This window comes from Pseudonocardia zijingensis (assembly GCF_042657305.1).
GTDB lineage: Bacteria > Actinomycetota > Actinomycetes > Mycobacteriales > Pseudonocardiaceae > Pseudonocardia > Pseudonocardia zijingensis.
On the sequence record NZ_JBHSKO010000007.1, the window covers coordinates 316,599 to 341,405 of the forward strand.

The window sequence follows — 24,807 nt, forward strand, 5'->3', positions numbered from 1 at the left end:
AGCCCCCAGCCCTACCTTTCTCCTCAACGCGGCCCACCCAGCCGCAGTCACGCAACCAACGAGGGGAAATCGACATGACGCTGCTGGAGTTCCTGCGCTCGCTGATCTTCGACGAGGAGGCCCGCCAGGACTTCGCGGACAACCCGGAGCAGGCCCTCGACGAGGCCGGCCTCGGTCACCTGAGCGCCGACGACGTCCGCGACGCGCTGGAGATCATGCAGGACGACAGCCAGGACGCCGACTTCAGCCGTGAGTACAACACCGGCGGCAACGAGGTGAACATCGCCGCTCCGTCCCCCGTGGAGCACGGCGACGGCGGCGGCTCGGAGTCGGCTGCGGAGTACATCACCAAGTACATCCAGAACAACTACATCACCAACGAGGGTGACACGATCACCGACAACTCGATCAACCAGCAGATCGACACCGGTGGCGGCGACTTCGACCAGAACATCGACGTGGACTCGACCGTCGCCTCCGGTGACGGCGCGGTGGCCGCGGGCGACGACATCGAGGACTCGCAGATCGCCACCGGTGACAACAACACCATCGGTGACGGCAACAGCAGCGTGGACGTCGGCGACGGCGGCACCGCGATCGTCGGTGACGGCAACCAGGCCGTGGTCGGCAACGGCAACACGGCCGGCTTCGGCGAGGGCGACGTCTCGAACACCGAGATCGACGGCAACGTGAGCGTGGACGACGGCAGCTCCTTCGCCATCGGCGGCAGCTCCAGCGTCGACAGCTCGGACCACTCCGACGACGACGTCAACATCGACAACAGCGACAACTCGACGAACGACTCGAACAACACCACCACCGACTGGCACGACGAGTCGGACAACTCGAGCCACAGCTCGTTCGAGGACAACAGCGAGTACAGCAACTACGAGGACTCGTCCGACAACAGCACCTACGAGGACAACGACGTCACCGAGACCGACAGCCACGACAGCTCGGACTCGGACTACTCGATCCAGGCCTGATCGCGCTGGACCCTCGCGACCCCGTCGCCGGCACTGCCGGTGGCGGGGTCGCGTCGTGCGGCACCCGCCCCCGTGGGCCGGATCCCCTAACGGCGGCCCGGCGGACGGTGGCGCATCCCCGATGGCCACGGGCTGTCCCGGACCTACCGTTCCCTCCGATCCCACGAACACCGGAGAGCAGTCGAGATGGCCCAGCCGCTGTCCCTGATGGAGTTCCTGCAGGCGCTCCTCACCGACGCAGACCTGCGCGGTGACTTCGGGGACGACCCGCAGGGCACGCTCGCGGCCCACGGCCTGGCCGACCTCACCCCCGCGGACGTGCACGACGCACTCGTGCTCGTGCAGGACACCCAGACCGTCGACTACTCCCTCGACGCCGCGGTAGCCGCGCCACCCCCGCTCCCCGCGGACGACGGCCACGAGGCCGCGGTGGAGTACCTCGCCCGCTACCTCTCGGGCCCGCAGGAGCCCGACCCCGGCGCCGGGTGGACCGACCCGGACCCCGACCTCGCCCCTGCTCCCCTGGACGGCTTCGGTGCGGGTGACGACACCGCGTCCCGGTACGCGCCCGAACACGCGTGGGAGGGCGTCGCCGAGCCCGCGTGGGTCGAGGCGGACCCGGCCCCCGCCGACGCCGACCCCTACGACCTGCCCGACCCGCACGCCGTCGGGCCGCTCGACGACCTCGCCGGATTCACCGGGTTCACCGACCTCCACGAGGACGTGCCGGACTTCCACGACGGCGACGCCACGCTGCCCGGTGGGGCATGATCCCCACCTAGGGGGTCCCCATCCCCGAACCCCCTACGGGGCCGGGTCCGCGATCCCCGTACAGGTGCGCATCCCAGACTGTGGACGATCCCCGATGGCCCGGTCGGCGCATCGCCATAGCGTTCGGCTCAACGCCGGGACACCCCGACCCGGCACCTCCCAGCCATGGAGTGAGCCACGATGTCGACGACCAACCTGCTCGAACTGCTCCTCAGCCTGCTCCGCGACCCGAGCGCCTACCGCGAGGACCCGGACGGCTTCCTCGCCTCCTGCGGGGACGTCTCCCCAGAGGACATCCGCGAGGCGCTGCTCCTCCTGCAGGACCGTCAGGACGCCGACTTCAGCCGGGAGTACAACACCGGCGGCAACGCCGTCCACGTGCCCCCGCCGCCGCCCGCCCCGAAGCCCGAGCCGGGCGAGAGCGACCACGAGGCCGCCGTCCGCTACCTGGACACCTACATCACGAACAACTACATCACCAACGAAGGCGACACGATCACCGACAACTCGATCAACCAGCAGATCGACACCGGTGGCGGCGACTTCGACCAGGACATCGACGTCGACTCGGTCGTGGCGTCCGGCGACGGCTCGGTGGCCGCGGGCGACGACATCGAGGACTCGGAGATCGCCACCGGCGACGACAACACCATCGGCGACGACAACACCGAGGTCGAGGTCGACGAGGACGGCACCGCGGTCGTCGGCGACGACAACGAGCTCGTGAGCGGCGACGACAACACGGTGGGCTTCGGCGACGGCGACACCTCGTCCACGGAGATCGACGGCGACCTCTCCGTCGACGACGGCAGCTCCGCCTCCATCGGCGGCGACTCGTCGGTGGACAGCTCGGACCACTCCGACGACGACCTCACGGTGGACAACAGCGACAACTCCACGAACGACTCCGGGAACACCACCACCGACTGGCACGACGAGTCGGACAACTCGAGCCACACCTCGGTCGAGAACAACAGCGAGTACGACAGCTACTCCGACAGCTCGGACAACAGCAGCTACCAGGACAACGACACGACCAGCACGGACAGCCACGACAGCACCTCGGACTCCTACAGCGCCGAGGTCGTCTGATCACTGCTCGCAGCGCCCGGTGACGGCGGATGTAGCCTGCCGGGTGATGTAGCGCCGGCCCCGCCACTCCACGGGAGTACCCGAGGGGTGGCGGGGCCGGTGTCGTAGCGGCCGATCCGGTGAGTCAGTATCGGACGAACGGTCAGCAGGCCCGACGACGAGGGAGGAAGGACCGGCGTGGCGGTTCCCGCAGCGGTCGAGTTGGTCGACCTCGCGCTGAAAGCAACCACCGCCTACGAGCGTCCCGATCTCGGTGGGCGGCTGCAGCAGACCCGCAAGCGCCTCGTCGACCCGGACGTGCGCGTCCTGATCGTCGGCGAGTTCAAGCAGGGCAAGAGCCAGCTGGTCAACGCGCTGGTGAACGCGCCCGTGTGCCCGGTGGACGACGACATCGCCACCGCTGTGCCCACGGTCGTGAAGTACGCCGAGACCACGGCAGCGGAGCTCGTGCGCGAGGGCGAGTCGGAGGACTCGGCGGAACGCACCGCGGTGCCGGCCAACCAGCTGGTGCAGCACGTCTCGGAGGCGGGCAACCCGGGCAACAAGGCACTGCTCAGCTACGCCGAGGTGGGCCTGCCGCGCAAGCTGCTGTCCGGCGGGCTCGTGCTCGTGGACACGCCGGGCGTCGGCGGGCTCGGGTCCGCCCACGGCGCGGCCACGATGTCCGCCCTGCCCAGCGCCGACGCGGTGCTGCTCGTCTCCGACGCGGCGCAGGAGTACACCGGCCCCGAGCTGGAGTTCCTGGACGCGGCGATGAAGCTGTGCCCCAACGTGGCGTGCGTGCTCACCAAGACCGACCTCTACCCGCACTGGCGGCGGATCGAGGAGCTCGACCGCGGCCACCTGAAGCGGGCCGGCGTCGACGCCGAGATCTTCCCGGTGTCGTCGGTGCTGCGGCTGCACGCGGCCAAGGAGCAGGACACCCAGCTGATGGACGAGTCCGGCTTCAAGCCGCTCGTCGACTACCTCCTGCACAAGGTCGTGGCGCAGTCCGACGAGCTCGACCGCCGCTCCACGAGCCACGACGTGCTCTCGATCTCCGAGCAGCTCTCGTCGGGCATGAAGGCCGAGCTCGCGATCCTCGAGGACCCGGAGCGCGTCAACGCGCTCGTCGAGGACCTCACCAAGGCGAAGGCGCGGGCCGACGAGCTGAAGCAGCGCTCGTCGCGCTGGCAGATCACCCTGAACGACGGGGTCGCCGACCTGCAGTCCGACATCGGCTACGACCTGCGCGACCGGCTGCGCACGATCGGGCGCGAGGCCGAGCAGCTGATCGACGACTCCGACCCGGCCGAGGTGTGGGACCAGTTCTCCGACTGGTTCCACCAGCAGATCTCCTCCGCCGCGTCGGCGAACTTCGTCTGGGCCGCGGAGCGCGCGCGCTGGCTCGCCGCGCAGGTGGCCGAGCACTTCGCCGAGGGCGCGGACATCGCGATGCCCGAGCTGAGGTTCGACGACGAGGGCATCGCGGGCAAGGTCGACCCGCTCGTGAAGCCCGAGGTCGAGCAGATGGGCCGCGGCGGCCAGCTCCTCAAGGGCATGCAGGGCGGCTACGGCGGCATGCTGATGTTCGGCATGCTCGGCACGCTGGCCGGGCTCCCGATCTTCGCGGGCGCCCCGGCGGGTGTGCTGCTGGGCATCAAGGCCGTGCGCGACGAGAAGAAGCGGATGCTGCAGAAGCGCCGGGCGGACGCCAAGAACGGCGTGCGCAAGCACATCGACGAGGTCACGTTCCAGGTGGGCAAGGACTCCACGGACATGCTCCGGCGCACCCAGCGCCAGCTGCGCGACCACTTCAGCGCGCTCGCCGAGGAGATGAGCACGTCGATCGCCTCGTCCGTGCAGTCGGCGCAGAACGCGCTGAAGACGAACACCTCGGGCCGGGAGAAGCGGATCAAGGACCTGAAGGCCGAGCTCGCCCGCATCGACGGGCTGGCGCAGCGCGCGAAGGCCCTCGTGAACGACAGACGACCGGCCGCGGTCTCGGGAGGTGGAGCATGAGCACCCCCGCGCCCCCGCTCGGCGCCGCCGTGCGGATCCTGCTGCGCCAGGCCATCGAGGTCTACCAGGACAGCCCGCAGGCGCACGGCTGGCTCACGCACAACCTCCAGCGGTTCGACGAGCCGCTGCGCGTCGCCATCGCGGGCAAGGTCAAGGCGGGCAAGTCGACCCTGCTGAACGCACTCGTCGGGGAGCACATCGCCCCCACCGACGCCGGGGAGTGCACGCGGGTCGTCACCTGGTACGTCGACGCCCAGTTCCCGCGCGTCCGCATGTACCCGCGCGGTTCCGAGCCGCAGCAGCTCACGATCAACCGCTCCGGCGGAGGGCTCTCGTTCGACCTGCAGGGCTTCCCCGTCGAGAAGGTCGACAAGCTCGAGGTCGAGTGGCCGTCCCAGAGCCTGCGCACGCAGACGCTGATCGACACCCCGGGCATCGCGTCGCTGTCGGCCGACACGTCGTCACGGGCGGGGGCGTTCCTCGCACCCGAGGACGCACCCACCCAGGCCGACGCGGTCATCTACCTGATGCGCCACCTGCACAACACCGACGTGCGGTTCCTGGAGTCGTTCTTCGACCAGGGCGTCGCCCGCGCCACCCCGGTGAACACCATCGGCGTGCTGTCGCGGGCCGACGAGATCGGCGCGGGCCGGCTCAACGCGCTCACCTCGGCGCGCAAGATCGCGCGGCGCTACCGGGCGGACGACAAGATCCGCGGGCTGTGCCAGACCGTGGTGGCCGTCGCCGGCCTGCTCGCCCAGACCGGCCGCACGATGCGCCAGGGCGAGTTCGCCGCGCTCACCGCGCTCGCGGCGATGCCCCGCGGGGACATCGAGGCGATGCTGCTGTCGGCCGACCGCTTCTCCCGCACCGAGCTCGACGCGCCCGACGCCCCCGACTCCCAGACCCGCGCCCACCTGATGGAGCGGTTCGGGATGTTCGGCGTGCGCCTGGCCACCACGCTCATCCGCCAGGGCATGACCGACCCGACCGCCATCTCGGCCGAGCTCGTCAAGCGCAGCGGCCTCGACGAGCTGCGCAGCGTGCTCTCCACCCAGTTCAGCGAGCGGCGCGACCTGCTCAAGGCGCGGTCGGCGCTGCTGGCGGTGGACCTGGTGCTCACGCGCGAGGAGCCGCGATCGGCCACCCCCGCCCTCGCGGGCGAGGTGGAACGCATCCTCGCCGGTGCGCACGAGTTCGCCGAGCTGCGGCTGCTCTCCGCGCTGCGCGCCGGGGCGATCAAGCTGCCCAAGGAGACGCTCCAGGAGGCCGAGCAGCTCCTCGGCGGCGACGGCGGCGCACCGTACGCCCGGCTGGGCCTGGAACCGGACGCGGGCGCGCAGGAGATCTGGGACGCCGCCATCGACGCGGCCACCCGCTGGCGCAGGCGCGGGGAGAGCCCGCTGTCGAGCCGGGCGATCGCCGACGTGTCCCGCCAGGTGGTGCGCAGCTGCGAGGGCATCCTGGCGAGCATGCAGCAGCAGTAGGAGCGCCTCCCGGGAAGGGGGCCGGGCGGGGCCTCAGGCCTCGGTGCCGGGACCCACGATCTGGCGCAGGTGGGCGAAGAGCTCACCCCGGCTGCCCGAGCCGAGGCGCTGGCGCATGCGCGCGACGTGGTGCTCCACGGTCTTGGCGGAGATGAACAGGCGCTCGCCGATCTGCCGGTAGGTGAGGCCTTCCAGCACGAGCTCCGCCACCTCCCGCTCCCGATCGCTCAGCGGGCCGTCGGACGCCTCCGCCGCCGGGTCGAGCACGGACTGCTGCTCCACCTCGGCGATGGTGACGGGGGAGCGGGTGTCGCAGTCGGTGTCGGCGTCGACCGCGACGGTGCGGGCCGCCGGGCCGGTGCTCTGCAGCGCGCGGGCGCACCCGAGCAGTGCGGTCATCGCCTTGCGGTCACGGGTGCGGATCGCGGCCTGCCCGGCGAGCTTGCCGCCCTCCCAGGCCATCCCGACGGCGTGCAGGCCGCGCGCGGCCGCCTCGACGCCCGCGGCGTCGACCTCGGAGTCGAGCAGGCGCACCCAGTGTGGTGCGGCCGCCGCCATCGCGGCCGCGTACCGGCTGCCGTCGGCCGCGGTCTCGAGGGCGGCCGCGTGCCGGGCCGCGGAGTCGCGGTCCTCGGAGAGGATCGCCGCCTGCAGGCCCGACCAGTGCAGGGGCGCCGCCCACAGCGCGGGGTCGCCGAGGCGGGACAGCAGGTCGGTGGCCTCGTCGAGGTGGGGGCGCACCCAGCTCGACTCGCGCAGCCGGGTGGCGGCCACCCACAGCTCGCCGAGCTGCTGCAGCACGAACAGGTCCACCGGGTGGCGCACGATCGCCTCCCGCGCCCGGCCCCACGCCGTCATGAGCACGGCGAGATCACCGGCCCGGCGGGCGAGCGCGACGTCCAGTGCCGCGGCCAGCAGCTCGTCACGCGGTTCGAGCACGGCCCCGGGCGGCGACGCGACGGTGAGCGCCGAGCGCGCCGTGCCCGTGGCGCCGCGGAACAGCGCGATCCAGCCGAGCAGCAGGCGGTGGCGGGTGACCGACCCGCGCCCGCCCAGCCCGACGCGCAACGCGCGCTCCAGCACGGACTGCGCCACGTCGAGCTCACCGCAGTGCACGGCCACCAGCGCCGCCAGCGCGGCCGGCGTGTCGGGCAGCAGCGCGGCTCGCTGCGAAGCCTCGAGCAGGGATGCCGCGCGGGTGAGCTGCGAGAGCGCCGCGGTGGGCGATCCGGCCACCGACTCGTAGACGCCCTGCGCCATCAGTTCCTCGGCGCCGGCGAGCAGGGTGGGCGGGCGCAGCGGCGCACCGCCACCGGACGCGGGGGCGTGCAGCATCTTGCCGGCCTCGTGGAGCGCGCCGGTGCCGATGAGTGCGGGGACGGCCAGCACGGCCGTGGTGCCCATGGAGGGCTCCAGGGCAGTGCCCATCCAGCGGTACAGCTCGGCGCTGCGTTCGAGCAGCCCGCGGTGGGCGAGCACGGCGGCCGCCACGGTGCCGGCCCGCACGGCCTCGGCGGGCGGCACCCGCTCGGGGTCGGACAGCACCTGGTCGGCCTGGGTGAGCGCGAGGTCGAGGTCGCCGGTGAGCACGGCGGCCTCGGCGCGGCCCGCCGCGAGCGTCAGCGCGGGGCTCCCGGCCCGCACGGCGGCGTCGAACAGTTCGCCCGCCGTGGACGACCCGGCGCGCAGCGCCTCCTCGGCGGCCGTGGTGAACACCGCCGCCACGCGGGAGCCGCTCGCGCCCGTGCCGAGCAGGCCGCGGGCCGCGGCGAGGACGTTGCCCCCGCGGTCGAGCTCGATCTCCGCGAGCGTGCGCCGCAGCGCCACCCGGGACGCCCGCGGGGTGCGCGCGAGCACCGCGGCCGAGACGAGCGGGACGGCCCGGCCCTCGACGGTGAGCATGCCCGCGGCACGCGCGGTCTCGAGCAGCTCGTCGACCTTCGCGGTGCCGTCGGGGGCCGAGAGCCCCATCAGGGGGACGAGCACCTCCGGCTCCAGCGGGGCGCCGAGCGCGCGGGCGAGCAGCAGCCCGCCGACCTCCTCACCGAGGCCCTGCACCAGGTAGCCGAGCTGCACCAGCAGCCCGGCCGGTGGTTCCGCGGGCAGCGGCACCCCGCGGGCGCGGTCGGGTCCGGCCTGCTCGACGAGCGCCGCCAGCAGGCGGTCGACCAGGGCGGGCAGGCCCGCCGTCTGCTCGAGCACGTGGTCGACCAGGGAGGCGGGCGCGGCCTCACCGCCCAGCAGCAGCGCCGCGCGGGCCGCGACCCCGGTGCGGTCGAGCGCGTCCAGCACGACCGGCGGGCGGGTGGCGGCGAGGGCGCTCCCGAGAGCCGCAGTGCCCGGCGGGCGCGGCCACGGCCGGTGCGCGACGACCAGGTGCCCGCCGGGTGCCGTCGCGATGTTCGCGAGCCGCTCCAGGTCGCGGGAGGGGAGCAGGTGGGCGTCGTCGAGCAGGAGCGCGTCGTCGACACCGAGCTGGTCGATGCCGTCGAGCTCGCGGTGGACGACGAGGCCCGCGGCGCTGAACGCGGAGGCGAGCGCGTCGAGCAGGACGGTCTTGCCGTGCCCGCCCGGACCGATCACGTCGACCCTGCGCACCGACGCGCCGCGCGCGGCTGCCTCGTGCACGAGTCGACGCGCCGCGGGTGAGCCCGCGAGCAGCCTCTCCGGAGCCCGCGGCGCCGGCTGGGTACGCGTCGACACTGATCGCACAGTACTCAGCGGGGTGCGCCGTTCAGCAGCAGGCGGGCCGCGGGGTCGGCCCAGCGGTCCCCCTCGAGCAGGTGAGTGGCACGATGTCGCCCCGAGGGCCGGCGAGCGCATCGATGCGGAACGGAGGCACATGAGCACCGTCTGGGCGATCGTGCTCGCCGGTGGCGCGTCGCGGCGGTTCGGCGCGCGGGCCAAGCAGTTCGAGACCGTCGGCGGCGTGCCGATGGTGGCCCGCACCGTGGCGGCGGCCCGCCGCACCTGCGACGGTGTGGTGGTCGTGCTGCCGCCCGGGCGGGCGTGGACGGGTGAACCGGTCGACGCGGTCGCCGAGGGCGGTGACCACCAGTCGGAGTCGCTGCGGGCGGGTCTCGCCGAGGTGCCGGCCGACGCGGCGATCGTGGCGGTCGCCGACCCGGCCCACCCCCTCGCCACGGACGCCCTGTTCCGCTCGGTGATCGCGGCCGTGCGGGGTGGCGCGGACGGTGCCGTCCCGGTGATCCCGGTGCTCGAGGTCGTGCAGCGGGTGCGGGACGGTCAGGTGCTCGAGACGCTCCCCAAGGACGACCTCGTGCTCACCCAGACCCCGCAGGCGTTCCGCGCGGACGTGCTGCGCGCCGTGCACACCGATCGCCCGCGCCCGGTGGAGAACTCGTCGCTCCTCGTGGAGCGCGGCTACCGGGTGGTCACCGTTTCGGGTGACGTGGGCAACGTCCATGTGACGACCCCGGACGAACGTGCGATAGCAGAGTGTCTCGCCTCGGGCGGGATTTGCGCTGCGACCACCGAGTGCACTACGACATCGGGCGGACCGACCGCCCCCGCCGTCACCGGCGGGTAGTACTCCCCACAGCGGAGGGACACGCTTCTTGATGGACCACGACACCCCGGTTGTCATCCTGTGCGGCGGGCAGGGCACCCGTATCCGCGAGGTGAGCGAACGGCTGCCGAAGGCCATGGTGGACATCGGCGGGCGGCCGATCCTGTGGCACATCATGAAGCTGTACAGCCACTTCGGGTACCGCCGCTTCATCCTCTGCCTCGGCTACAAGGGCTGGGAGATCAAGCAGTTCTTCCTCGACTACCGGGCCCACATGTCGGACTTCACGCTCTCGCTGTCCGAGGGTGACCACCAGCCGTGGTTCCGCAACGCGGTGGCCGACGAGAACTGGGAGATCACCTTCGCCGAGACCGGGCTCGAGGCCGGCACGGGGGCGCGGCTGCGCCGCATCCGCCAGTACATCGACACCCCGCAGTTCATGATGACCTACGGTGACGGCGTCAGCGCCGTGGACATCGAGAACCTGGCGAAGGTCCACGCCGACGGCGGGCGCATCGGCACCGTCACGGGCGTGCACCCCACCTCGAAGTTCGGCGAGATGCAGGTCGACGGCAGCGTGGTGGCGGAGTTCAACGAGAAGCCCACGCAGGTCACCGGTTGGGTGAGCGGCGGGTACTTCGTGTTCGAGCGGTCCTTCCTCGACGACTACCTCGACGACGAGGAGGACCTGTTCCTCGAGGCGGAGCCGCTCCAGCGGCTGGCCCGGGACAAGCAGCTCACCGTGAACAAGCACGAGGGCTTCTGGGCCGCGATGGACACCTACAAGGACTACCAGGCCCTCAACTCGCTCTGGGCCGCGGGCGACGCCCCGTGGAAGGTGTGGGGGGACGAGCCGCGCGCCTGGTGACGTCCCGCGTCACCTCGCCGCGGCTCACGACCGGCGGCCGGCGTTCAGCATCCGCTTCCACTCCTCCTCGCCGGGGATGGCCGAGGCGCGCACCGCGCCGGCGGGGGTGAGCGCGCGCACGGCGAGCGCCACCTCCTGGCGGTCGGTGCCGCGGGCGGTCACGAGGAGTGGCCACGTCTCGCCGCCGATCAGCCCGTTGATCTCCTCGGTGCGGTGGATCCGCTGGTAGTCCCGCACGGCGGCCGTCGTGCGCTCGTCGAAGCGGCCGTGCGGCTGCACGGTGAGTCCGGCCGCCCGCAGGAGGTGCTGGGCGGCCTGCACCTCGGGCCCGGAGCTGTCGGTGCGCAGCAGCGGCCACGAGGCGCGCCGGGCCGCTCGGTCGGAGAGCGGTTCCCCGAGCAGGTCTGCCACCTCGGTGCGCAGCTGCGGCAGCATCCCGTAGAACCGGTCGCCGGGGCAGAGGGTGTCCTTGAAGTCGCGGTGCCCGCCGATCTCGGTGGGCGGGATGCCGTACTGGTGGCAGATGTAGGCGCACATGTCGCGCAGCCGGTCCCAGAGCTGGTCGGGCGGCGCGTTCGAGCTGTAGGTCCCCTCGTTCTCGATGCCGACGGCCTCGACGTTCTGCCCGGTGCAGTGCGCCCCCTCGACGTGCCGGCTGCCGGTGCGCAGCACCTCGAGGCTGCGGTGGCGCCCCTCGAGGACGTACCCGCCGCGACTGATCGTGAAGTTCTGCCCGGTGTCGATCCACCGGCGCCGGTCCATGTGGAACTCCTGGATCTTGCGCGCCACGAACTCCGCCGCGCCGCGGCTCAGGTCCGTCACGTTGGCCGTCGCGGTGTGGTGCACGATGATCCGCACCGGCCGCCGGTCCCAGACCGGCACCGGAGTTGACGGCGGGCGGGCCCGCCACGCGCCGCACCCGATGATCGGCGGGCTCTTCACCGGGGGTGCGGCCGCACTCGCCTCGGCAGGCCGGATCAGGCCTCCGACCGTCCCGGTGAGGACGAGGCCGAGGAGGACGCTGCGGCGGGACGCGTTCGGAACCCCCACGTCGCCTCCCGTCCCGATCCCCTCCCGGCTCGCACACCGGCCACCTGTTGATCTCCGAACGGTGCGGCACGCAAACGCCCCGCACAACGCTGCTGCTCGAAGGTGTGATCACCCGGAAGGCGGGCGCAGCACTGCAGCTTGTCGAAGTTACCGATGAGTAATACCCTGTTGGTTACCGACGAGTAGGCCGTTCCACCCCGCCGAGGAGCGATGCACGATGGGCCACTTCAGGAGCAACCTGCGCGACCTCGAGTTCAACCTGTTCGAGGTCTTCCGGGTTCAGGACCGGCTGGGCGACGCCCCGTTCGACGGCATCGACACCGACACCGTGCGCGGTGTGCTCACCGAGCTCAACGCCGTGGCCACCGGACCGCTCGCGGAGTCGTTCGCCGACGCCGACCGCAACCCGCCGGTCTTCGACCCGGCCACCCACTCGGTCACGCTCCCGCAGTCGCTCAAGGACAGCTACCGCACGCTCTGGGAGGGCGAGTGGTGGCGGATCAGCCTCCCGGCCGAGCTCGGCGGCTACGGCATCCCGGCCACCGTGCAGTGGGCGGCCTCCGAGCTGATCCTCGGCTCCAACCCGGCCGCCTTCATGTACATGGCAGGCCCCAACTTCGCGGCCGTGGTGCACCGCAACGGCACCGAGCAGCAGAAGCGCTGGGCCGAGATCATGATCGAGCGCGCGTGGGGCGCCACGATGGTGCTCACCGAGCCCGACGCCGGGTCCGACGTCGGCGCGGGGCGCACCAAGGCCGTGCAACAGCCCGACGGAACCTGGCACATCGAGGGCGTCAAGCGGTTCATCACGTCGGCGGAGCACGACCTGACCGAGAACATCATGCACCTGGTGCTGGCCCGTCCCGAGGGAGCGGGACCGGGCACCAAGGGCCTGTCGCTGTTCCTCGTGCCGAAGTTCCACTTCGACCCGGAGACCGGTGAGCCGGGCGAGCGCAACGGCGCCTTCGTCACCGGCGTCGAGCACAAGATGGGCCTCAAGGCGTCCACCACCTGCGAGCTGACGTTCGGGCAGCACGGCGTGCCCGCCGTCGGGTGGCTGCTCGGCGACGTGCACGACGGCATCCGGCAGATGTTCCAGGTGATCGAGTACGCGCGGATGATGGTGGGCACCAAGGCGATCGGCACGCTGTCGGCCGGCTACCTGGCCGCCCTCGAGTACGCCAAGGAGCGCGTGCAGGGCCCCGACCTCACCCGGCAGTTCGACAAGGCCGCCCCCCGGGTGACCATCACCCACCACCCCGACGTGCGCCGCATGCTGATGCAGCAGAAGGCCTACGCCGAGGGCCTGCGCGCGCTGTACACCTACACAGCGACGTTCCAGGACGAGATCAGGATCGGCGCGGCCACCGGCGCCGACACCACGATCGCCGCGCGGGTGAACGACCTGCTGCTGCCGATCGTCAAGGGCGTGGGGTCCGAGCGGGCCAGCGAGCAGCTGCTGCTCTCGCTGCAGACCCTCGGCGGGTCCGGGTACCTGCAGGACTACCCCATCGAGCAGTACATCCGCGACGCCAAGATCGACTCGCTCTACGAGGGCACCACGGCGATCCAGTCGATGGACCTCCTGTTCCGCAAGATCATGCGCGACAACGGGCAGGCACTCGGGCACGTGGCGGGGGAGATCAAGGCCTTCCTCGACGCCGAGTCGGGCAACGGGCGGCTCAAGGAGGAGCGGGCGCTGCTCGCCACCGCGCTCGGCGACGTCCAGGGCATGCTGGGCACCCTCACCGGCTTCCTGATGGCCTCGGGCGAGGACCCGTCGAGCCTGTACAAGGTGGGGCAGAACAGCGTCCGGCTGCTGATGGCGATGGGCGACCTGCTGATCGGCTGGCTGCTGCTGCGCCAGGCCGAGATGGCGCTCACCGCGCTCGGCGGCGACCCGGCGCCGCGCGACGTGCCGTTCTACGAGGGCAAGGTGGGCGCGGCGCGCTTCTTCGCCAGGACGGTGTTGCCGCAGCTGACGGCCCAGCGCGCGGTGGTGGAGGCCACGGACAACAGCCTGATGGAGCTGCCCGAAGCCGCGTTCTGACCGTACGAACGGCACCCTCGTCCGATAGAGCGGTACGGGGGTGCCGTTCGTACGGGTGTGAGCGCTCACACAGTCCGATTCCGACCGTCCCGGCCCTATCGTGTGAGCGTTCACAGGCGACGGCGGGAGGCGGCATGCCCGAAGGGCACGGTGCCCCCGTGCTGGTGGACGTCGCGGCGCTCGCGGGCGTGTCGCACCAGACCGTGTCGCGCGTGATCAACGAGCAGCCGGGCGTGCGCGACTCCACGCGGGAGCGGGTGCTCGCCGCGATGCACGAGCTCGGCTACCGGCCCACCACCGTGGCCCGCTCCCACGCCCCGGGCCGCTCCCGCACGATCGGCGTGGTGGCGATCGGCTCCGCGCTCTACGGGCCCTCCACCATGCTGCGCAGCGTCGAGGCCGCGGTGCGCGACGCCGGCTACACGGTGAGCACCGAGAGCCTCTCGCGCTTCGACCGCGCCACGGCCCTGGCCTCCGTGGAGCGGATGACGGCGCAGGGCGTCGAGGGCATCGTCGCGATCGACCCCGAGGTGGACGCCGCCACGGCGCTGCAGTCGCTGCCCGGCGCCGTCCCGATCATGGTGCTGTGCGGCGGCCTCGACGCGATCGCCCCCGGCGTGCAGATCGACGGCACCGAGGGTGCGCAGGGCGCCGTCCGCCACCTCCTGGACCTGGGCCACCCCACCGTCCGGCACCTCGCCGGGCCGCTGCGGTGGGAGGCGGCCCGCTGCCGGATGGAGGGGTGGCGCACCGCCCTCGAGGCGGCCGGCGCACCGGTGCACGAACCGCTGCAGGGTGACTGGAGCGCGCGCTCGGGCTTCGCCGCGGGCCGGGTGTTCGCCGCCGACCCCGACGTGAGCGCCGTGTTCGCCGCCAACGACCAGATGGCGATCGGTCTCCTGCTCGCGCTGCACGAGGCCGGGCGGGCGGTGCCCGGCGACGTCAGCGTGATCGGTTTCGACGACATCCCCGAGGCCGCCTACCTCATCCCGCCCCTCACCACGCTGCGCCAGGACCTCGCCGACGAGGGCCGCCGGGCCGTCGCGATGCTGCTCTCGCAGGTCGAGCGCCCGGCCACCGAGCCGATCCCCGTGCGGGTGGTGCCCGACCTCATCGTGCGGGCCAGCACCGGCCGGTACACGCCCAGGAGGGACCCGTAGGTGACGTCCGCCCGCTACGTCGAGGACCCGCGCCCGGACGTTCGCGTCCTGCCACCGCGCGCCGCGATGCGGTCGGACGCGCCCCGGATCGACCTCTGCGGGCGGTGGCGGTTCGACCTGGCGCCCAGGGTCGAGGCGGCCCCGGCGGGGTTCGCCGACCCCGGCTTCGACGACAGCGCCTGGGCGCAGCTCCCGGTGCCCGCGCACTGGCAGCTGCACGGCTACGGTGCCCCGGCATACACGAACACGCGCTACCCCTTCCCGATCGACCCGCCGCACGTGCCCACCGAGAACCCGACGGGCAGCTACCGCCGCACCGTCGCGGTGCCGGAGGACTGGGCGGGCGCGCGGATCGTACTGCGCTTCGAGGGCGTCGACTCCTGCTTCGCCGTGTGGGTCAACGGGCACGAGGTCGGCACCGCGCAGGGCAGCAGGCTTCCCTCCGAGTTCGACGTCACCGAGGCGGTCCGCCCCGGCGCCGACAACGTGGTGGCGGTGCGGGTGCACCAGTGGTCGGCGGGCAGCTACCTCGAGGACCAGGACATGTGGTGGCTGTCCGGGATCTTCCGCGACGTCGCGCTCCTCGCGCGGCCCGCGGGCGGGGTCGACGACGTGTTCGTGCACGCCGGGTACGACGGCGGCACCGGCACGCTGCGCGTCGACGCCCCTCGCGGCGCCCGGGTGCGGGTGCCGGAGCTGGGGGTCGACGTCGCCGCGGGCGACGAGGTGCGCATCGAGGGCGTGCAGCCGTGGAGCGCCGAGGTGCCCAGGCTCTACGACCTGGAGGTCGTCACCCCGGGCGAGCGTGTCGACCTGCGGGTCGGGTTCCGCACGGTGCGGATCGCCGACGGGGTGCTCACGGTCAACGGCAGCCGGGTGCTGCTGCGCGGGGTGAACCGGCACGAGTTCCACCCCGACCGCGGCCGCGCCCTCACCGAGCAGGACATGCTCGACGACGTGCTGCTGATGAAGCGGCACAACGTCAACGCGGTGCGCACCAGCCACTACCCGCCGCACCCGCGCTTCCTGGAGCTCTGCGACGAGTACGGCCTGTACGTCGTGGACGAGTGCGACCTGGAGACCCACGGCTTCGTGCACGTGGGCTGGCGCGGCAACCCCACCGACGACCCGGCGTGGGGCGACGCGTTCGAGGATCGCATGCGCCGGATGGTGGAGCGGGACAAGAACCACGCCTGCGTGATCATGTGGTCGCTCGGCAACGAGTCCTGGGCCGGCCGCAACCTCGAGCGCATGTACCGATACGCCCACGACCGCGATCCCGGGCGGCCGGTGCACTACGAGCACTGCCCGGACGGGCGCTGGTCCGACGTCTACAGCCGCATGTACGCGTCGCACGCGGAAGTCGAGCTGATCGGCAGGCGGGAGGAGCCCGCCCGCGGCGTCGACCCGGTGCAGGACGCCGCCCGTCGCGCGGCCCCGTTCGTGCTGTGCGAGTACGCCCACGCCATGGGCAACGGCCCCGGCGGGCTCACCGAGTACCAGGAGCTGTTCGAGGCGCACCCGCGCTGCCAGGGCGGCTTCGTGTGGGAGTGGATCGACCACGGCATCCGCACGCGCGACGCGCAGGGCCGCGAGTTCTTCGGCTACGGCGGCGACTTCGGCGAGGAGCTGCACGACGGCAACTTCGTGGCCGACGGGCTGCTCTTCCCGGACCGGACGCCCTCGCCGGGGCTGCACGAGTTCGCCAAGGTGGTGGAGCCCGTGCGGATCGCGGGCATCCCGGACGGCCGGCTTCGCATCACCAACCTGTACGAGGTGCTCGACCTCGGCCACCTGCGGTTCTCCTGGACCGTGGAGGAGGAGGGCGTCGAGGTCGGGTCCGGCGAGCTGGCCGTGCCTGCCGTGGCGCCCGGCCGGTCCGTCGAGCTCGACCCGCCGGCCGCGGCGCGCGGCACCGCCGAGACGTGGCTGACCGTGCGCGCCGACCTCGCCGCCGGCACGCCGTGGGCACCCGCGGGTCACCGGATCGCGTGGGGCCAGGTGCAGCTCGCCCAGCGGCCGCGCGTGCCGGTGGTGCGGGGCACGGGAACACCGGCGCTCGACCGGGTGGGAGGGGTGCTCACCGGGCTCGCCGGCGTCGCCGTGGACGGGCCGCGCCTCGACGCGTGGCGGGCGCCCACCGACAACGACCGGATCCCGCACGACTCCGCCGCCGACGCGTGGCGCGCCCTCGGCCTGCACCGGCTGCGGCACCGGGTCGTCGAGGTGCGGGACTCCGACGGCGACGTCGTCGTGCACACCCGCACGGCCCCTGCCGCCCTCGACGCCTGCTTCCACACCACCGCGCGCTGGACCCCGCTCGACGGCGGCGGCGTGCTGCTCGACGTGTCCGTGCGACCGGAGGGCGAGTGGCCGGGGCCGCTCCCGCGGCTGGGCCTGGTCTGGTCGCTCCCGGCCGGGCTCGACCGCGTCACCTGGTTCGGCCGCGGGCCCGGCGAGGCGTACCCGGACACCCACCGCGCCTCCCGGGTGGGCCGGTTCACCAGCTCCGTGGACGGGCTGCAGACCCCCTACGTCATGCCGCAGGAGAACGGGCGGCGCGCGGGGGTGCGCTGGGCCGAGCTCACCGGCACGGGCACCGGGCTGCGGATCGAGGCCATGCCTTCCGGGGAGGGCGACCCGGAGACGTTCGGGCTCACCGTGCGCCGCTGGACCAGCGCCGATCTCGACGCCGCCCGGCACCCCGTGGACCTCGAGCCCGGCGACCGGGTGTGGCTCACCGTCGACCTGGCCCACCGCGGGGTCGGCACCGCGAGCTGCGGGCCCGACGTGCTGCCCCGGCACGAGCTGCACGCGGCACCCGCCCGCCTGCGGCTGGCCCTCCGGCCGGTGTGACCGGGCTCAGCCTGCGATGTAGTTCTGCAGCTGGGCCCGCTCCGACTCCAGCAGGTCGATCCGGGCCTTCACCAGGTCACCGATGCTGACGATCCCGGCGAGCCGGCCGTCCACCAGCACGGGGAGGTGGCGGAACCGGCGCGACGTCATGATGGCGGCGAGATCGGTGACGTCGTCGTTCGGGCTGCAGGTGGTGACCTCGGTGGTCATGATGTCGCCCACCTTGGCCCCGAGCAGGTCGGCGCCGCCGGCGTGCAGCCTGCGCACGACGTCCCGTTCGGAGACGATCCCGATCAGGCGCCCGCCCTCGACGACGGGCAGCGCGCCCACGTTGTGGGAGGCCAGCTCGCCGAGGAGGTCGGCGACCGTGACATCGGGCCCCACCGTGGCGACGGCAGAACCCTTCTTGCGCAATACGTCCGCGATCCGCATCGTGCCCCCGATCTCGTCGCCGCTGACGGATCGAGGGTACGAACCGGACACCCGTTTTCGGAACCCCCGGCGCAGGTGAGAGCGCCGGTGGCCTAATCCTCGCAAACCACCCGGGGGGCCGGGTTGTAGCGCGTGGTGATGGTCTCCCGGGTGACCTCGCCCGTGTCGACGTCACGCCGGGTGCGGGTGTCGGTGATCGTGAACCCGGGCGCGCCGTTGCTGGGGTGGCAGTCCTCGCCCGACGGGATCGTCACCTCGTTGGGCTGGGTCGGGTTGGTGCGCGGCCCGAACTCGCCGGTGACCTCGTACTTGCGCTGCCCGTAGATCTGCACCGTGACCGACGTCGGGGTCCACCGCGTGCGGATCATGATCGGGGTCGGGTTGTCGTTGCGGAACTTGTTGTCGATCGCGCCGGTGGCGATGGTGGCCTCGCGGCCCGCCGGGTAGCGGCTGATGTAGTAGCTGTGCGCCTTGTGCTCGAGCAGCGTCATGCCGGCGAAGTAGGCCGCGTTGTAGAGCGTGGTGGACACCTGCGATGCGCCGCCCGCGATCCCGCGCGACGCCCGGCCGTTGTCGATCACGCCGGCTTCGACGTACCCGTTGGCCGCGGTGCGCGGCCCGGTGACGGCGTCGAGGCTGAAGACCTCGCCCGGCTGCACCACCGTGCCGTTGACGAGCTCGGCCGCCCGGCGGATGTTCTGGCCCGAGTCGGGAGCGAAGCCGCCCGTGGTGAACTCACCGATGATCTCGGGGTTGCCCAGCGCCTGGAGCTCCTCGGTGGTGACCTCGGCCGGCTTCTCGGCGTACACCGCGGTGACCTCGCGCGGCGCCGGGCTGCCGAGCACGCCGACCATCGCCGCGACGGTGGCCTCGTAGTCCACGCCCCGCCCGTCCTGGGACGGCACGACCACCGCGCGCCCGCCGGAGAAGTCGAACGTGGCGTCCCGGCCGGGCTTCTCCGACTCCGCCATCTGCGACGAGAGCGCGTCCTGGATCGACTGCTGGTTCAGCTCCGGCGTGAGGGCGCCGTTCTCGGCCACGAAGCTCAACGACGCCGCCACGACCTCAGGGGTGACCGTGCCCTGCACGTCGTTCTCGCCGTTCACCGTGATCGGGGCGGCGACGGCCGGCCGCGCCACCTGCTTGATGGCCGTGGCGACGTCCTCGGCCGTGGTGGTGGGCGGCAGCTCGGTGATCGGGAGGGCGACCACGCCGCCGTTGGCCCAGTCGCGCTGCAGGACCTCGGTGGCCGCGGCCAGGTCGAGCCGCTGGCCGGGACGCGGGTCGACCGGCTGCGGGTCGGTGCCCTCGAACCGCACCGATCCCTCGACCGGCTCCCGGTCGACGACCGGGCCGAGCTGCTCGAGCGCCTGCCCCAGCGCGGTGGGCTCGGCGATCGAGACGACACCTACCTCGCGCTGCGAGAAGAACGAGGTGATCCGCGTGATCGGGTTGAGCGGCTGGGCAGCTGCCCGGTCGAGGGTGCCGGCCCAGTCGACGGACAGGCCCGCGGCCGTCGGGTCGATCTCACCGCGCGCGTCGCCGACCGTGACCGGGATTGGCCCGCTCGTGCGGGCACCGATCTCCGAGCGGAGCTGCTCCTCGGCGTCGGCCCGCGACATGGCGCCGATGTCGATCCCCGCCACCGTGACCCCGCGGGGCATCGACCCGGAGCTCAGCAGCAGGTCGGCCCCGTAGAGCAGCCCGAGGGCGCCGACCACCGCGGAGACCACCAGGATGCGCCGCCGCCCCCGGCTCGGCCTGCGGCCGCCGTCGATGCCTCCCGGGCCGCCCGGACCTCCCGGGTCGTCGGGCCCGCCGAGGCCGATGCGGGTGGGCATCTCGGGCGGCGGCAGCGGAGCGGCGGGGATCCGCTCGAGCCGCTCGGTGGCCGGCTCGTCGCCCACCTGCGGCGATCCGGCGGAGGTGCTGCGCGGCAGCATCTGGGTGGCCGCTCCGTCGCCGCCGAAAGGGCGCGCCGCCCCCGGCACGGCGGCCGGGACCATCACGGTGGCGGCCTCGCCGGACCGCTGCTCACCCGCGGGGCGCGGGGCGGCGGGCGGCTGGGGCTGCGGCGCCGGGCGCGCGCCCGGAGAGGGCCGCTGGACCGCGGCGCGCACGGTGGTGGACTCGTCGACGGACGGCTTCCCGGCCGCCTGCTCGCCCGGCGTGGGCCGGCTCGTGCGCACCGTGGGGCTCTCGTCGGCCGGCGGCGGTGCGGCCGGCCCGGGGCGCGGGCTCGGCGCGGGCCGGCCGTTCTGGTGCGCCTCGGCGCGCGCGGCGTCGCCCGACGCGGCCTGCCCGCTGTCCCCCGTGCTGCGCACGTTGTCCGTCGTCCCCGGCTCCGGAGGAGCCGTCGCCTCCCCAGGCGATGACTGCCGCTCGGGCATGAAGTCCGTTTCCCCTCGACGATCGAGCCGGGCCGACGCCCGGCCCGTCACAGGTACAACCCCGTACCGTGCTCGGTGCGCTCGGTGGCGACTGCGTGCACTTCCCGTTCCCGCAGGACCAGGTAGGTGGCGCCCTGCACGTCGACCTCGTACTGGTCGTCGCGCGCGAACAACACGCGGTCACCCACCTTGACGGTGCGCACGTGCGCTCCGGTGCCGAGCACCTCCCCCCAGACAAGACGCCTGGCGACCTCCGCGGTTGCCGGGATGACGATTCCGGCACCGCTACGCCGCTCCCCGGCCGAGTCCGGCTTCACGAGGACCCGGTCGTGCAGCATCTGGATCTCGAGCTTGGCGTCCTGCATCGCACCGATGCTACGAGGGGCGGTCGGCAGCCTCCTGACCGGCCCGAAGATGAGAAAGCCCCGCGGTGCTGTCAGGTCGGGGGTCCGACAGCGCCGCGGGGCTGTACCTGGAATCGGACATCGGGCCCGGACCGTTACCTCCGGTCGCTCCACAGACGATTTTCACTCGTTCGGAGCAGCGTCATCCGGGCTGGGTGAGCAGGTAGCGACCGAAGTGGGGCACGGTGAACGCGATCTGCCCCCGCTGGGCCGAGAACACGAGGCCCTTCTTCAGCAGACTGTCACGGGCCGGGGAGAGCGAGGAGGCCTTCCGGCCCAGGTGGTCGGCGATCCCGGCGGTGCCGACCGGCTCGTCCCGGCCCTCCGACAGCTCGGCCATCGCACGCAGGTACTCCCGCTCCGCAGGCGTAGCCCGCTCGTAGCGGGAGCCGAAGAAGCCCACGGCGAGCTCCACCTCGGCCTCGGGCGCCGCCAGCTTGACGTCCGGAGCGCCGATCGGGCTGCGCGGCGCCGCGTCCCACGCCGCCTTCCCGTACGCCTGCACGAAGTACGGGTAGCCGCCGGAGGCCTCGTACAGCGCGTCGAGGGCGTCGACGTCGAAGGTGGCGTCCTCCCGCTCGGCGGGCGCGATCAGCGCGAAGTCGGCATCGGCGCGGTCGAGCTTGTCGATGCGGGCGTACTTGAACAGCCGCTCCGAGTAGGACTTGGACGCCGAGAGCACGGCGGGCAGGTGCGGCAGCCCGGCGCCGACCACCACGAGCGGGGCGCGCGACTGCGACAGCTCGTGACAGGCGGCGCAGAGCGCCGACACGTCGTCGGGACGCAGGTCCTGCATCTCGTCGATGAGGAGCGCCACGCCCGCCCCCACCTCCTGGGCGAGGCACGCCACCTCGGTGAACAGCTCGACGAGGTCGATCTCGATGTCTCCGGAGTCGGCCCGGCCGTGGGTCACCGGCACGTCGATGCCCGGCTGCCAGCGTTCCCGCATCTTGGCCCCGTCGGGCGCCGCCCGCATCGCGAACGCCTTGAGCACCCCGAGCACCTCGTCGGCGCGGTCCGGGTCGATCGGCACGTCGCCGGCCCGCTCCGGGTCGCGGTGGCGCACGGCGAGGTCGCGGATCGCGCGGTGCAGCGCCGCGGCGAGCGGACGGCGCAGGTCCGCGTCGGGCCGCGCCTCGATCTTGCCCGCACCCCAGCCGGCCCGCATCGCCATCGACCGCAGCTCGCCGAGGAGCACCGTCTTGCCGACGCCGCGCAGCCCGGTGAGCACGAGGCTGCGCTCCGGGCGCCCGCGGGCCACCCGCTCGAGCACGATCTCGAAGGCGTCGAGCTCCTTGTCGCGACCGGCCAGCTCGGGGGGCCGCTGGCCCGCGCCGGGCGCGAACGGGTTGCGCACGGGGTCCACGGATCGGACGGTATCGGCGAATCTTGCCCGTGCCGTAGAAGCGGCTAGCGAACACGATGGCGTGTCGCCGATCGCCTCCTCTACGAACTTCTAGGACACACCCTATAGATCGCGATAAAGACCGATCAGGCGCGCCGGGTGGCGGCGTCGGCCACGCAGAACAGGCCGAAGGCCGCGAACCCCGCGGCCACCACCACCAGCAACCACGCCCCGGCCACCGTGGAGCCCAGCGCCCGCAGCGCGGTGTCCAGGCCGCCCGCCCACGCCGGGTCGGCGAACAGCGCAGCCGCGCCGATCAGGCCGCCCACCACGCCGATCGCGAGTGCGCGGGCGAGGTGGCCGGCGGCCCCCACCACCTCGATGGTGTGGCGCACCCCGGGGGAGAGCCCGCGGGTGTCGAGGTCGCCCATGAAGGTGCGGCGCACACCGGTGTATGTCATCGCAGCCGCCATCCCGATCAGCACGGCAGCGGCCACCCCGAGCAGCACCCGGCCTGCGGGGAGCGCCAGCACCTGCGCCGCCGTCTGCTGGATCGTGCCCGAGCCCGGCGACGAGAGCCCGGCCAGGTAGTCGATGACGATCACGGCGAGGGCGGTGACCGCGATCGACTTCGCGATCGCGCCCACCCGCTTGCGCATCCGTTCCCCGCCGTGCACCCAGCGGAACCCGACCGCGGCGGCCGACACCTGCCACAGCGCGAAGGCGAGCAGGCCCACCGCGGCGAGCCCGAGCGCCAGGACCCCGCCGGGCGTGGCGGCGATCGTGCCGACCGCGCCGACGGCGTCCGGAGGCGCGTCCGGCACCCCGAACGCCACCTGCAGCGCGAGCCAGGCCACGACGAGGTGCACCGCGCCGTATCCGACGAGCCCGATGCGGCCGAGGACGTCCACGACGCGGCCCGGGGCGTCGGAGTGCCCCCGGCGCACGAGCCGCCGCAGGCGGGTCAGGGGCCGAGCCATGTCTTCCCCTCCACGCCCATCGCGCTGTCTCGGGCTTTCTCGGTTGTGCCCTAGACAACCGGATACATCGCGATCCGGCCTTCCGGGACACTCGGATTGTGACGGAGATCGTGACCGAGGGAAGCGGCTGGCACGAGCAACCCGGCGATCGGGCCGAGCTCGACGTGAGCTTCAGCGCCGTGGCCCGCACGCGCTCGGACGCCGTGCAGGACCTCGGCCGGCACATGGCGGCGGCAGAAGCGGCGCTCTCCCGGCCCGGCCTGCAGGTCCGCCACCGCAGGCTGCGGGTGCACAACGAGTGGCGCGGCGACCGCATGATCGGCTGCCGCGCGGCCGAGGACGTCGCGCTCCTCGTCACCGACGTCGCCGAGCTCGACGCCGTGCTGTCGGCGCTGGTGGCGGCCGAGCCGGCAGACCTGCACGGCCCGCGGTGGGTGCTCGCCGACCCCGCCGCGGCACTGCGTGAGGCGCAGCGGCGCGCGGTGGCCGACGCGCGCACCCGGGCCGAGGGCTACGCGGCCGCGGTGGGCGGCACCCTCGGCCCGCTGCTGCGGCTGTCCGAGGCGGCCGAGCACGCCGCCCCGGTGGCCTACCGGACGGCCGCCGCCGAGAGCACCGGTCCCGACGTGCGCTCGCTCGGCCTGGAGCCGGAGCCGGTGCGCGTCACGGCGCGGTGCACCACCACCTGGACGCTGGAGCCCTGAGCGCGCCTCAGGGCGTGTCTGGTGGATCGTGGTCGATGGGCTTCGGGATCCAGATCGTCCCTGGCAAGGCGGAGGTGCGAGCCGTTGTACCGGGTGTACCCGGTCGTGCCGACAACGCAGCCAGGGGCGATCTGGGCCCGAAGCCCGCGATCATGATCCGCCAGACGCGCCCTAGGACCGCGGTTCGCCCGGCACGACCGTGCCCTCGATCTCCAGGGCGCCGGGCCGCGGGGCGTCGGGCTCCACCACATCGCCGTCGACCACCTCGCCGTCGACCACCGGCGCCTGGCTGCGGATCCGCGCGGTGCGCAGGTCGGGGGAGCGCTCCTCGGCGGCGCGCACCAGCCGCCGCCGCACCAGCGCCCGGGTGGGCGGGAACACGAGCAGCAGCCCGGCGAGGTCGGTGACCAGGCCGGGCACGAACATCAGCACGCCACCCGCCGCCACGAGCATGCCGTCGGTGAGCTCGGCGGTGGGCACCCGCCGGTTGTTGACCGCCTCGGCGAGGGCCTGCGCGGCTCGCACACCCTCCCGGCGCGCCAGCCACATCCCGAGGACCGAGCCGGCCAGGAGCACGAGCAGCGTCCAGCCCAGACCGATCGCAGACCCGAGCGCGACCAGCGCGACGATCTCGACCACGAGGTACAGGAGCACGAACGCCATGCCCCCAGTAACGCACGAGACGCCGTCCGTGCTCCCGTG

Annotated in this window: 19 protein-coding genes; 11 read left to right on the plus strand and 8 right to left on the minus strand. The window is 73.1% G+C overall.

The window, feature by feature from the left end; translation table 11 throughout:
• Positions 1–74 precede the first annotated feature (74 nt).
• The 5 genes from ACFPL3_RS17445 (at position 75) to ACFPL3_RS17465 (ending at position 6,337) form a co-directional block, all read left to right on the plus strand.
• On the plus strand, positions 75–986 hold the full coding sequence (locus ACFPL3_RS17445) for an IniB N-terminal domain-containing protein (protein WP_343943966.1): 912 nt from the start codon (positions 75–77) through the stop codon (positions 984–986).
• A 186-nt stretch (positions 987–1,172) separates the two neighbouring features.
• Positions 1,173–1,757 carry an IniB N-terminal domain-containing protein gene (locus tag ACFPL3_RS17450; RefSeq protein WP_343943965.1) on the plus strand — a complete coding sequence of 195 codons (585 nt, stop codon included), beginning with the start codon at positions 1,173–1,175 and terminating at the stop codon, positions 1,755–1,757.
• A 180-nt stretch (positions 1,758–1,937) separates the two neighbouring features.
• Positions 1,938–2,849 carry a hypothetical protein gene (locus tag ACFPL3_RS17455; RefSeq protein WP_343943964.1) on the plus strand — a complete coding sequence of 304 codons (912 nt, stop codon included), beginning with the start codon at positions 1,938–1,940 and terminating at the stop codon, positions 2,847–2,849.
• Positions 2,850–3,026: 177 nt separating this feature from the next.
• On the plus strand, positions 3,027–4,850 hold the full coding sequence (locus tag ACFPL3_RS17460; RefSeq protein WP_343943963.1) for a dynamin family protein: 1,824 nt from the start codon (positions 3,027–3,029) through the stop codon (positions 4,848–4,850).
• Complete coding sequence (locus tag ACFPL3_RS17465) at positions 4,847–6,337, plus strand: dynamin family protein (protein ID WP_343943962.1); 1,491 nt, start codon at positions 4,847–4,849, stop codon at positions 6,335–6,337. Before ACFPL3_RS17460 ends, ACFPL3_RS17465 begins: the two co-directional genes overlap by 4 nt.
• A gap of 33 nt (positions 6,338–6,370) precedes the next feature.
• On the opposite strand, the gene ACFPL3_RS17470 is transcribed toward ACFPL3_RS17465, so the two are convergent.
• Positions 6,371–9,040 carry a LuxR C-terminal-related transcriptional regulator gene (locus ACFPL3_RS17470; RefSeq protein ID WP_379589346.1) on the minus strand — a complete coding sequence of 890 codons (2,670 nt, stop codon included), beginning with the start codon at positions 9,038–9,040 and terminating at the stop codon, positions 6,371–6,373.
• A 139-nt stretch (positions 9,041–9,179) separates the two neighbouring features.
• On the opposite strand from ACFPL3_RS17470, the gene ACFPL3_RS17475 reads away from it, so the two are divergent.
• Together ACFPL3_RS17475 and ACFPL3_RS17480 are read left to right on the plus strand one after the other, a co-directional pair.
• Positions 9,180–9,887, plus strand: a complete 708-nt coding sequence (locus ACFPL3_RS17475) for an IspD/TarI family cytidylyltransferase (RefSeq protein WP_343943960.1) — start codon at positions 9,180–9,182, stop codon at positions 9,885–9,887.
• A 31-nt stretch (positions 9,888–9,918) separates the two neighbouring features.
• Positions 9,919–10,734, plus strand: coding sequence for a glucose-1-phosphate cytidylyltransferase (locus ACFPL3_RS17480; RefSeq protein ID WP_343943959.1), 816 nt, complete (start codon positions 9,919–9,921; stop codon positions 10,732–10,734).
• A gap of 24 nt (positions 10,735–10,758) precedes the next feature.
• On the opposite strand, the gene ACFPL3_RS17485 is transcribed toward ACFPL3_RS17480, so the two are convergent.
• Positions 10,759–11,784, minus strand: a complete 1,026-nt coding sequence (locus ACFPL3_RS17485) for a peptidoglycan recognition protein family protein (RefSeq protein ID WP_343943958.1) — start codon at positions 11,782–11,784, stop codon at positions 10,759–10,761.
• A gap of 217 nt (positions 11,785–12,001) precedes the next feature.
• On the opposite strand from ACFPL3_RS17485, the gene ACFPL3_RS17490 reads away from it, so the two are divergent.
• From ACFPL3_RS17490 to ACFPL3_RS17500, 3 genes are all read left to right on the plus strand, one after another.
• Positions 12,002–13,834: an acyl-CoA dehydrogenase gene (locus ACFPL3_RS17490; protein WP_343943957.1), complete on the plus strand. Its 1,833-nt coding sequence runs from the start codon at positions 12,002–12,004 to the stop codon at positions 13,832–13,834.
• A gap of 134 nt (positions 13,835–13,968) precedes the next feature.
• Positions 13,969–14,994, plus strand: coding sequence for a LacI family DNA-binding transcriptional regulator (locus ACFPL3_RS17495; RefSeq protein WP_343943956.1), 1,026 nt, complete (start codon positions 13,969–13,971; stop codon positions 14,992–14,994).
• Positions 14,995–17,850, plus strand: a complete 2,856-nt coding sequence (locus ACFPL3_RS17500; RefSeq protein WP_343943955.1) for a glycoside hydrolase family 2 TIM barrel-domain containing protein — start codon at positions 14,995–14,997, stop codon at positions 17,848–17,850. It abuts the gene before it with no gap.
• A gap of 6 nt (positions 17,851–17,856) precedes the next feature.
• Here ACFPL3_RS17500 and ACFPL3_RS17505 read toward each other — a convergent pair whose 3' ends face one another.
• From ACFPL3_RS17505 to ACFPL3_RS17525, 5 genes are all read right to left on the minus strand, one after another.
• Positions 17,857–18,282, minus strand: coding sequence for a CBS domain-containing protein (locus ACFPL3_RS17505; protein ID WP_343944032.1), 426 nt, complete (start codon positions 18,280–18,282; stop codon positions 17,857–17,859).
• 92 nt (positions 18,283–18,374) lie between these two features.
• On the minus strand, positions 18,375–20,606 hold the full coding sequence (locus tag ACFPL3_RS17510; RefSeq protein ID WP_379589349.1) for a VanW family protein: 2,232 nt from the start codon (positions 20,604–20,606) through the stop codon (positions 18,375–18,377).
• Between the two features lie 113 nt (positions 20,607–20,719).
• Positions 20,720–21,037 (minus strand): GroES family chaperonin, encoded by a 318-nt coding sequence (locus ACFPL3_RS17515; RefSeq protein ID WP_147256761.1) that lies wholly within the window; start codon positions 21,035–21,037, stop codon positions 20,720–20,722.
• Between the two features lie 181 nt (positions 21,038–21,218).
• A complete protein-coding gene (locus ACFPL3_RS17520; protein ID WP_343942779.1) occupies positions 21,219–22,442 on the minus strand; it encodes an ATP-binding protein in 1,224 nt (407 codons plus the stop codon).
• Positions 22,443–22,567: 125 nt separating this feature from the next.
• Positions 22,568–23,401: a DUF1206 domain-containing protein gene (locus ACFPL3_RS17525; RefSeq protein WP_343942780.1), complete on the minus strand. Its 834-nt coding sequence runs from the start codon at positions 23,399–23,401 to the stop codon at positions 22,568–22,570.
• A gap of 98 nt (positions 23,402–23,499) precedes the next feature.
• Here ACFPL3_RS17525 and ACFPL3_RS17530 point away from each other — a divergent pair, with 98 nt between their 5' ends.
• Positions 23,500–24,105: an SIMPL domain-containing protein gene (locus tag ACFPL3_RS17530; RefSeq protein ID WP_379589352.1), complete on the plus strand. Its 606-nt coding sequence runs from the start codon at positions 23,500–23,502 to the stop codon at positions 24,103–24,105.
• Positions 24,106–24,276: 171 nt separating this feature from the next.
• On the opposite strand, the gene ACFPL3_RS17535 is transcribed toward ACFPL3_RS17530, so the two are convergent.
• Entirely contained in the window at positions 24,277–24,768 is a 492-nt protein-coding gene (locus ACFPL3_RS17535; RefSeq protein WP_343942782.1) for an FxsA family protein, read from the minus strand.
• Positions 24,769–24,807: the final 39 nt, after the last annotated feature.

Excerpts from the sequence above, each read along its gene's own strand:
- ACFPL3_RS17515 (WP_147256761.1), bottom strand. The coding sequence starts at position 21,037 with ATGCAGGACGCCAAGCTCGAGATCCAGATGCTGCACGACCGGGTCCTC.
- ACFPL3_RS17480 (WP_343943959.1), top strand. The coding sequence starts at position 9,919 with ATGGACCACGACACCCCGGTTGTCATCCTGTGCGGCGGGCAGGGCACC.
- ACFPL3_RS17465 (WP_343943962.1), top strand. The coding sequence starts at position 4,847 with ATGAGCACCCCCGCGCCCCCGCTCGGCGCCGCCGTGCGGATCCTGCTG.
- ACFPL3_RS17505 (WP_343944032.1), bottom strand. The coding sequence starts at position 18,282 with ATGCGGATCGCGGACGTATTGCGCAAGAAGGGTTCTGCCGTCGCCACG.
- ACFPL3_RS17475 (WP_343943960.1), top strand. The coding sequence starts at position 9,180 with ATGAGCACCGTCTGGGCGATCGTGCTCGCCGGTGGCGCGTCGCGGCGG.
- ACFPL3_RS17535 (WP_343942782.1), bottom strand. The coding sequence starts at position 24,768 with ATGGCGTTCGTGCTCCTGTACCTCGTGGTCGAGATCGTCGCGCTGGTC.
- ACFPL3_RS17455 (WP_343943964.1), top strand. The coding sequence starts at position 1,938 with ATGTCGACGACCAACCTGCTCGAACTGCTCCTCAGCCTGCTCCGCGAC.
- ACFPL3_RS17525 (WP_343942780.1), bottom strand. The coding sequence starts at position 23,401 with ATGGCTCGGCCCCTGACCCGCCTGCGGCGGCTCGTGCGCCGGGGGCAC.
- ACFPL3_RS17450 (WP_343943965.1), top strand. The coding sequence starts at position 1,173 with ATGGCCCAGCCGCTGTCCCTGATGGAGTTCCTGCAGGCGCTCCTCACC.
- ACFPL3_RS17495 (WP_343943956.1), top strand. The coding sequence starts at position 13,969 with ATGCCCGAAGGGCACGGTGCCCCCGTGCTGGTGGACGTCGCGGCGCTC.
- ACFPL3_RS17490 (WP_343943957.1), top strand. The coding sequence starts at position 12,002 with ATGGGCCACTTCAGGAGCAACCTGCGCGACCTCGAGTTCAACCTGTTC.
- ACFPL3_RS17445 (WP_343943966.1), top strand. The coding sequence starts at position 75 with ATGACGCTGCTGGAGTTCCTGCGCTCGCTGATCTTCGACGAGGAGGCC.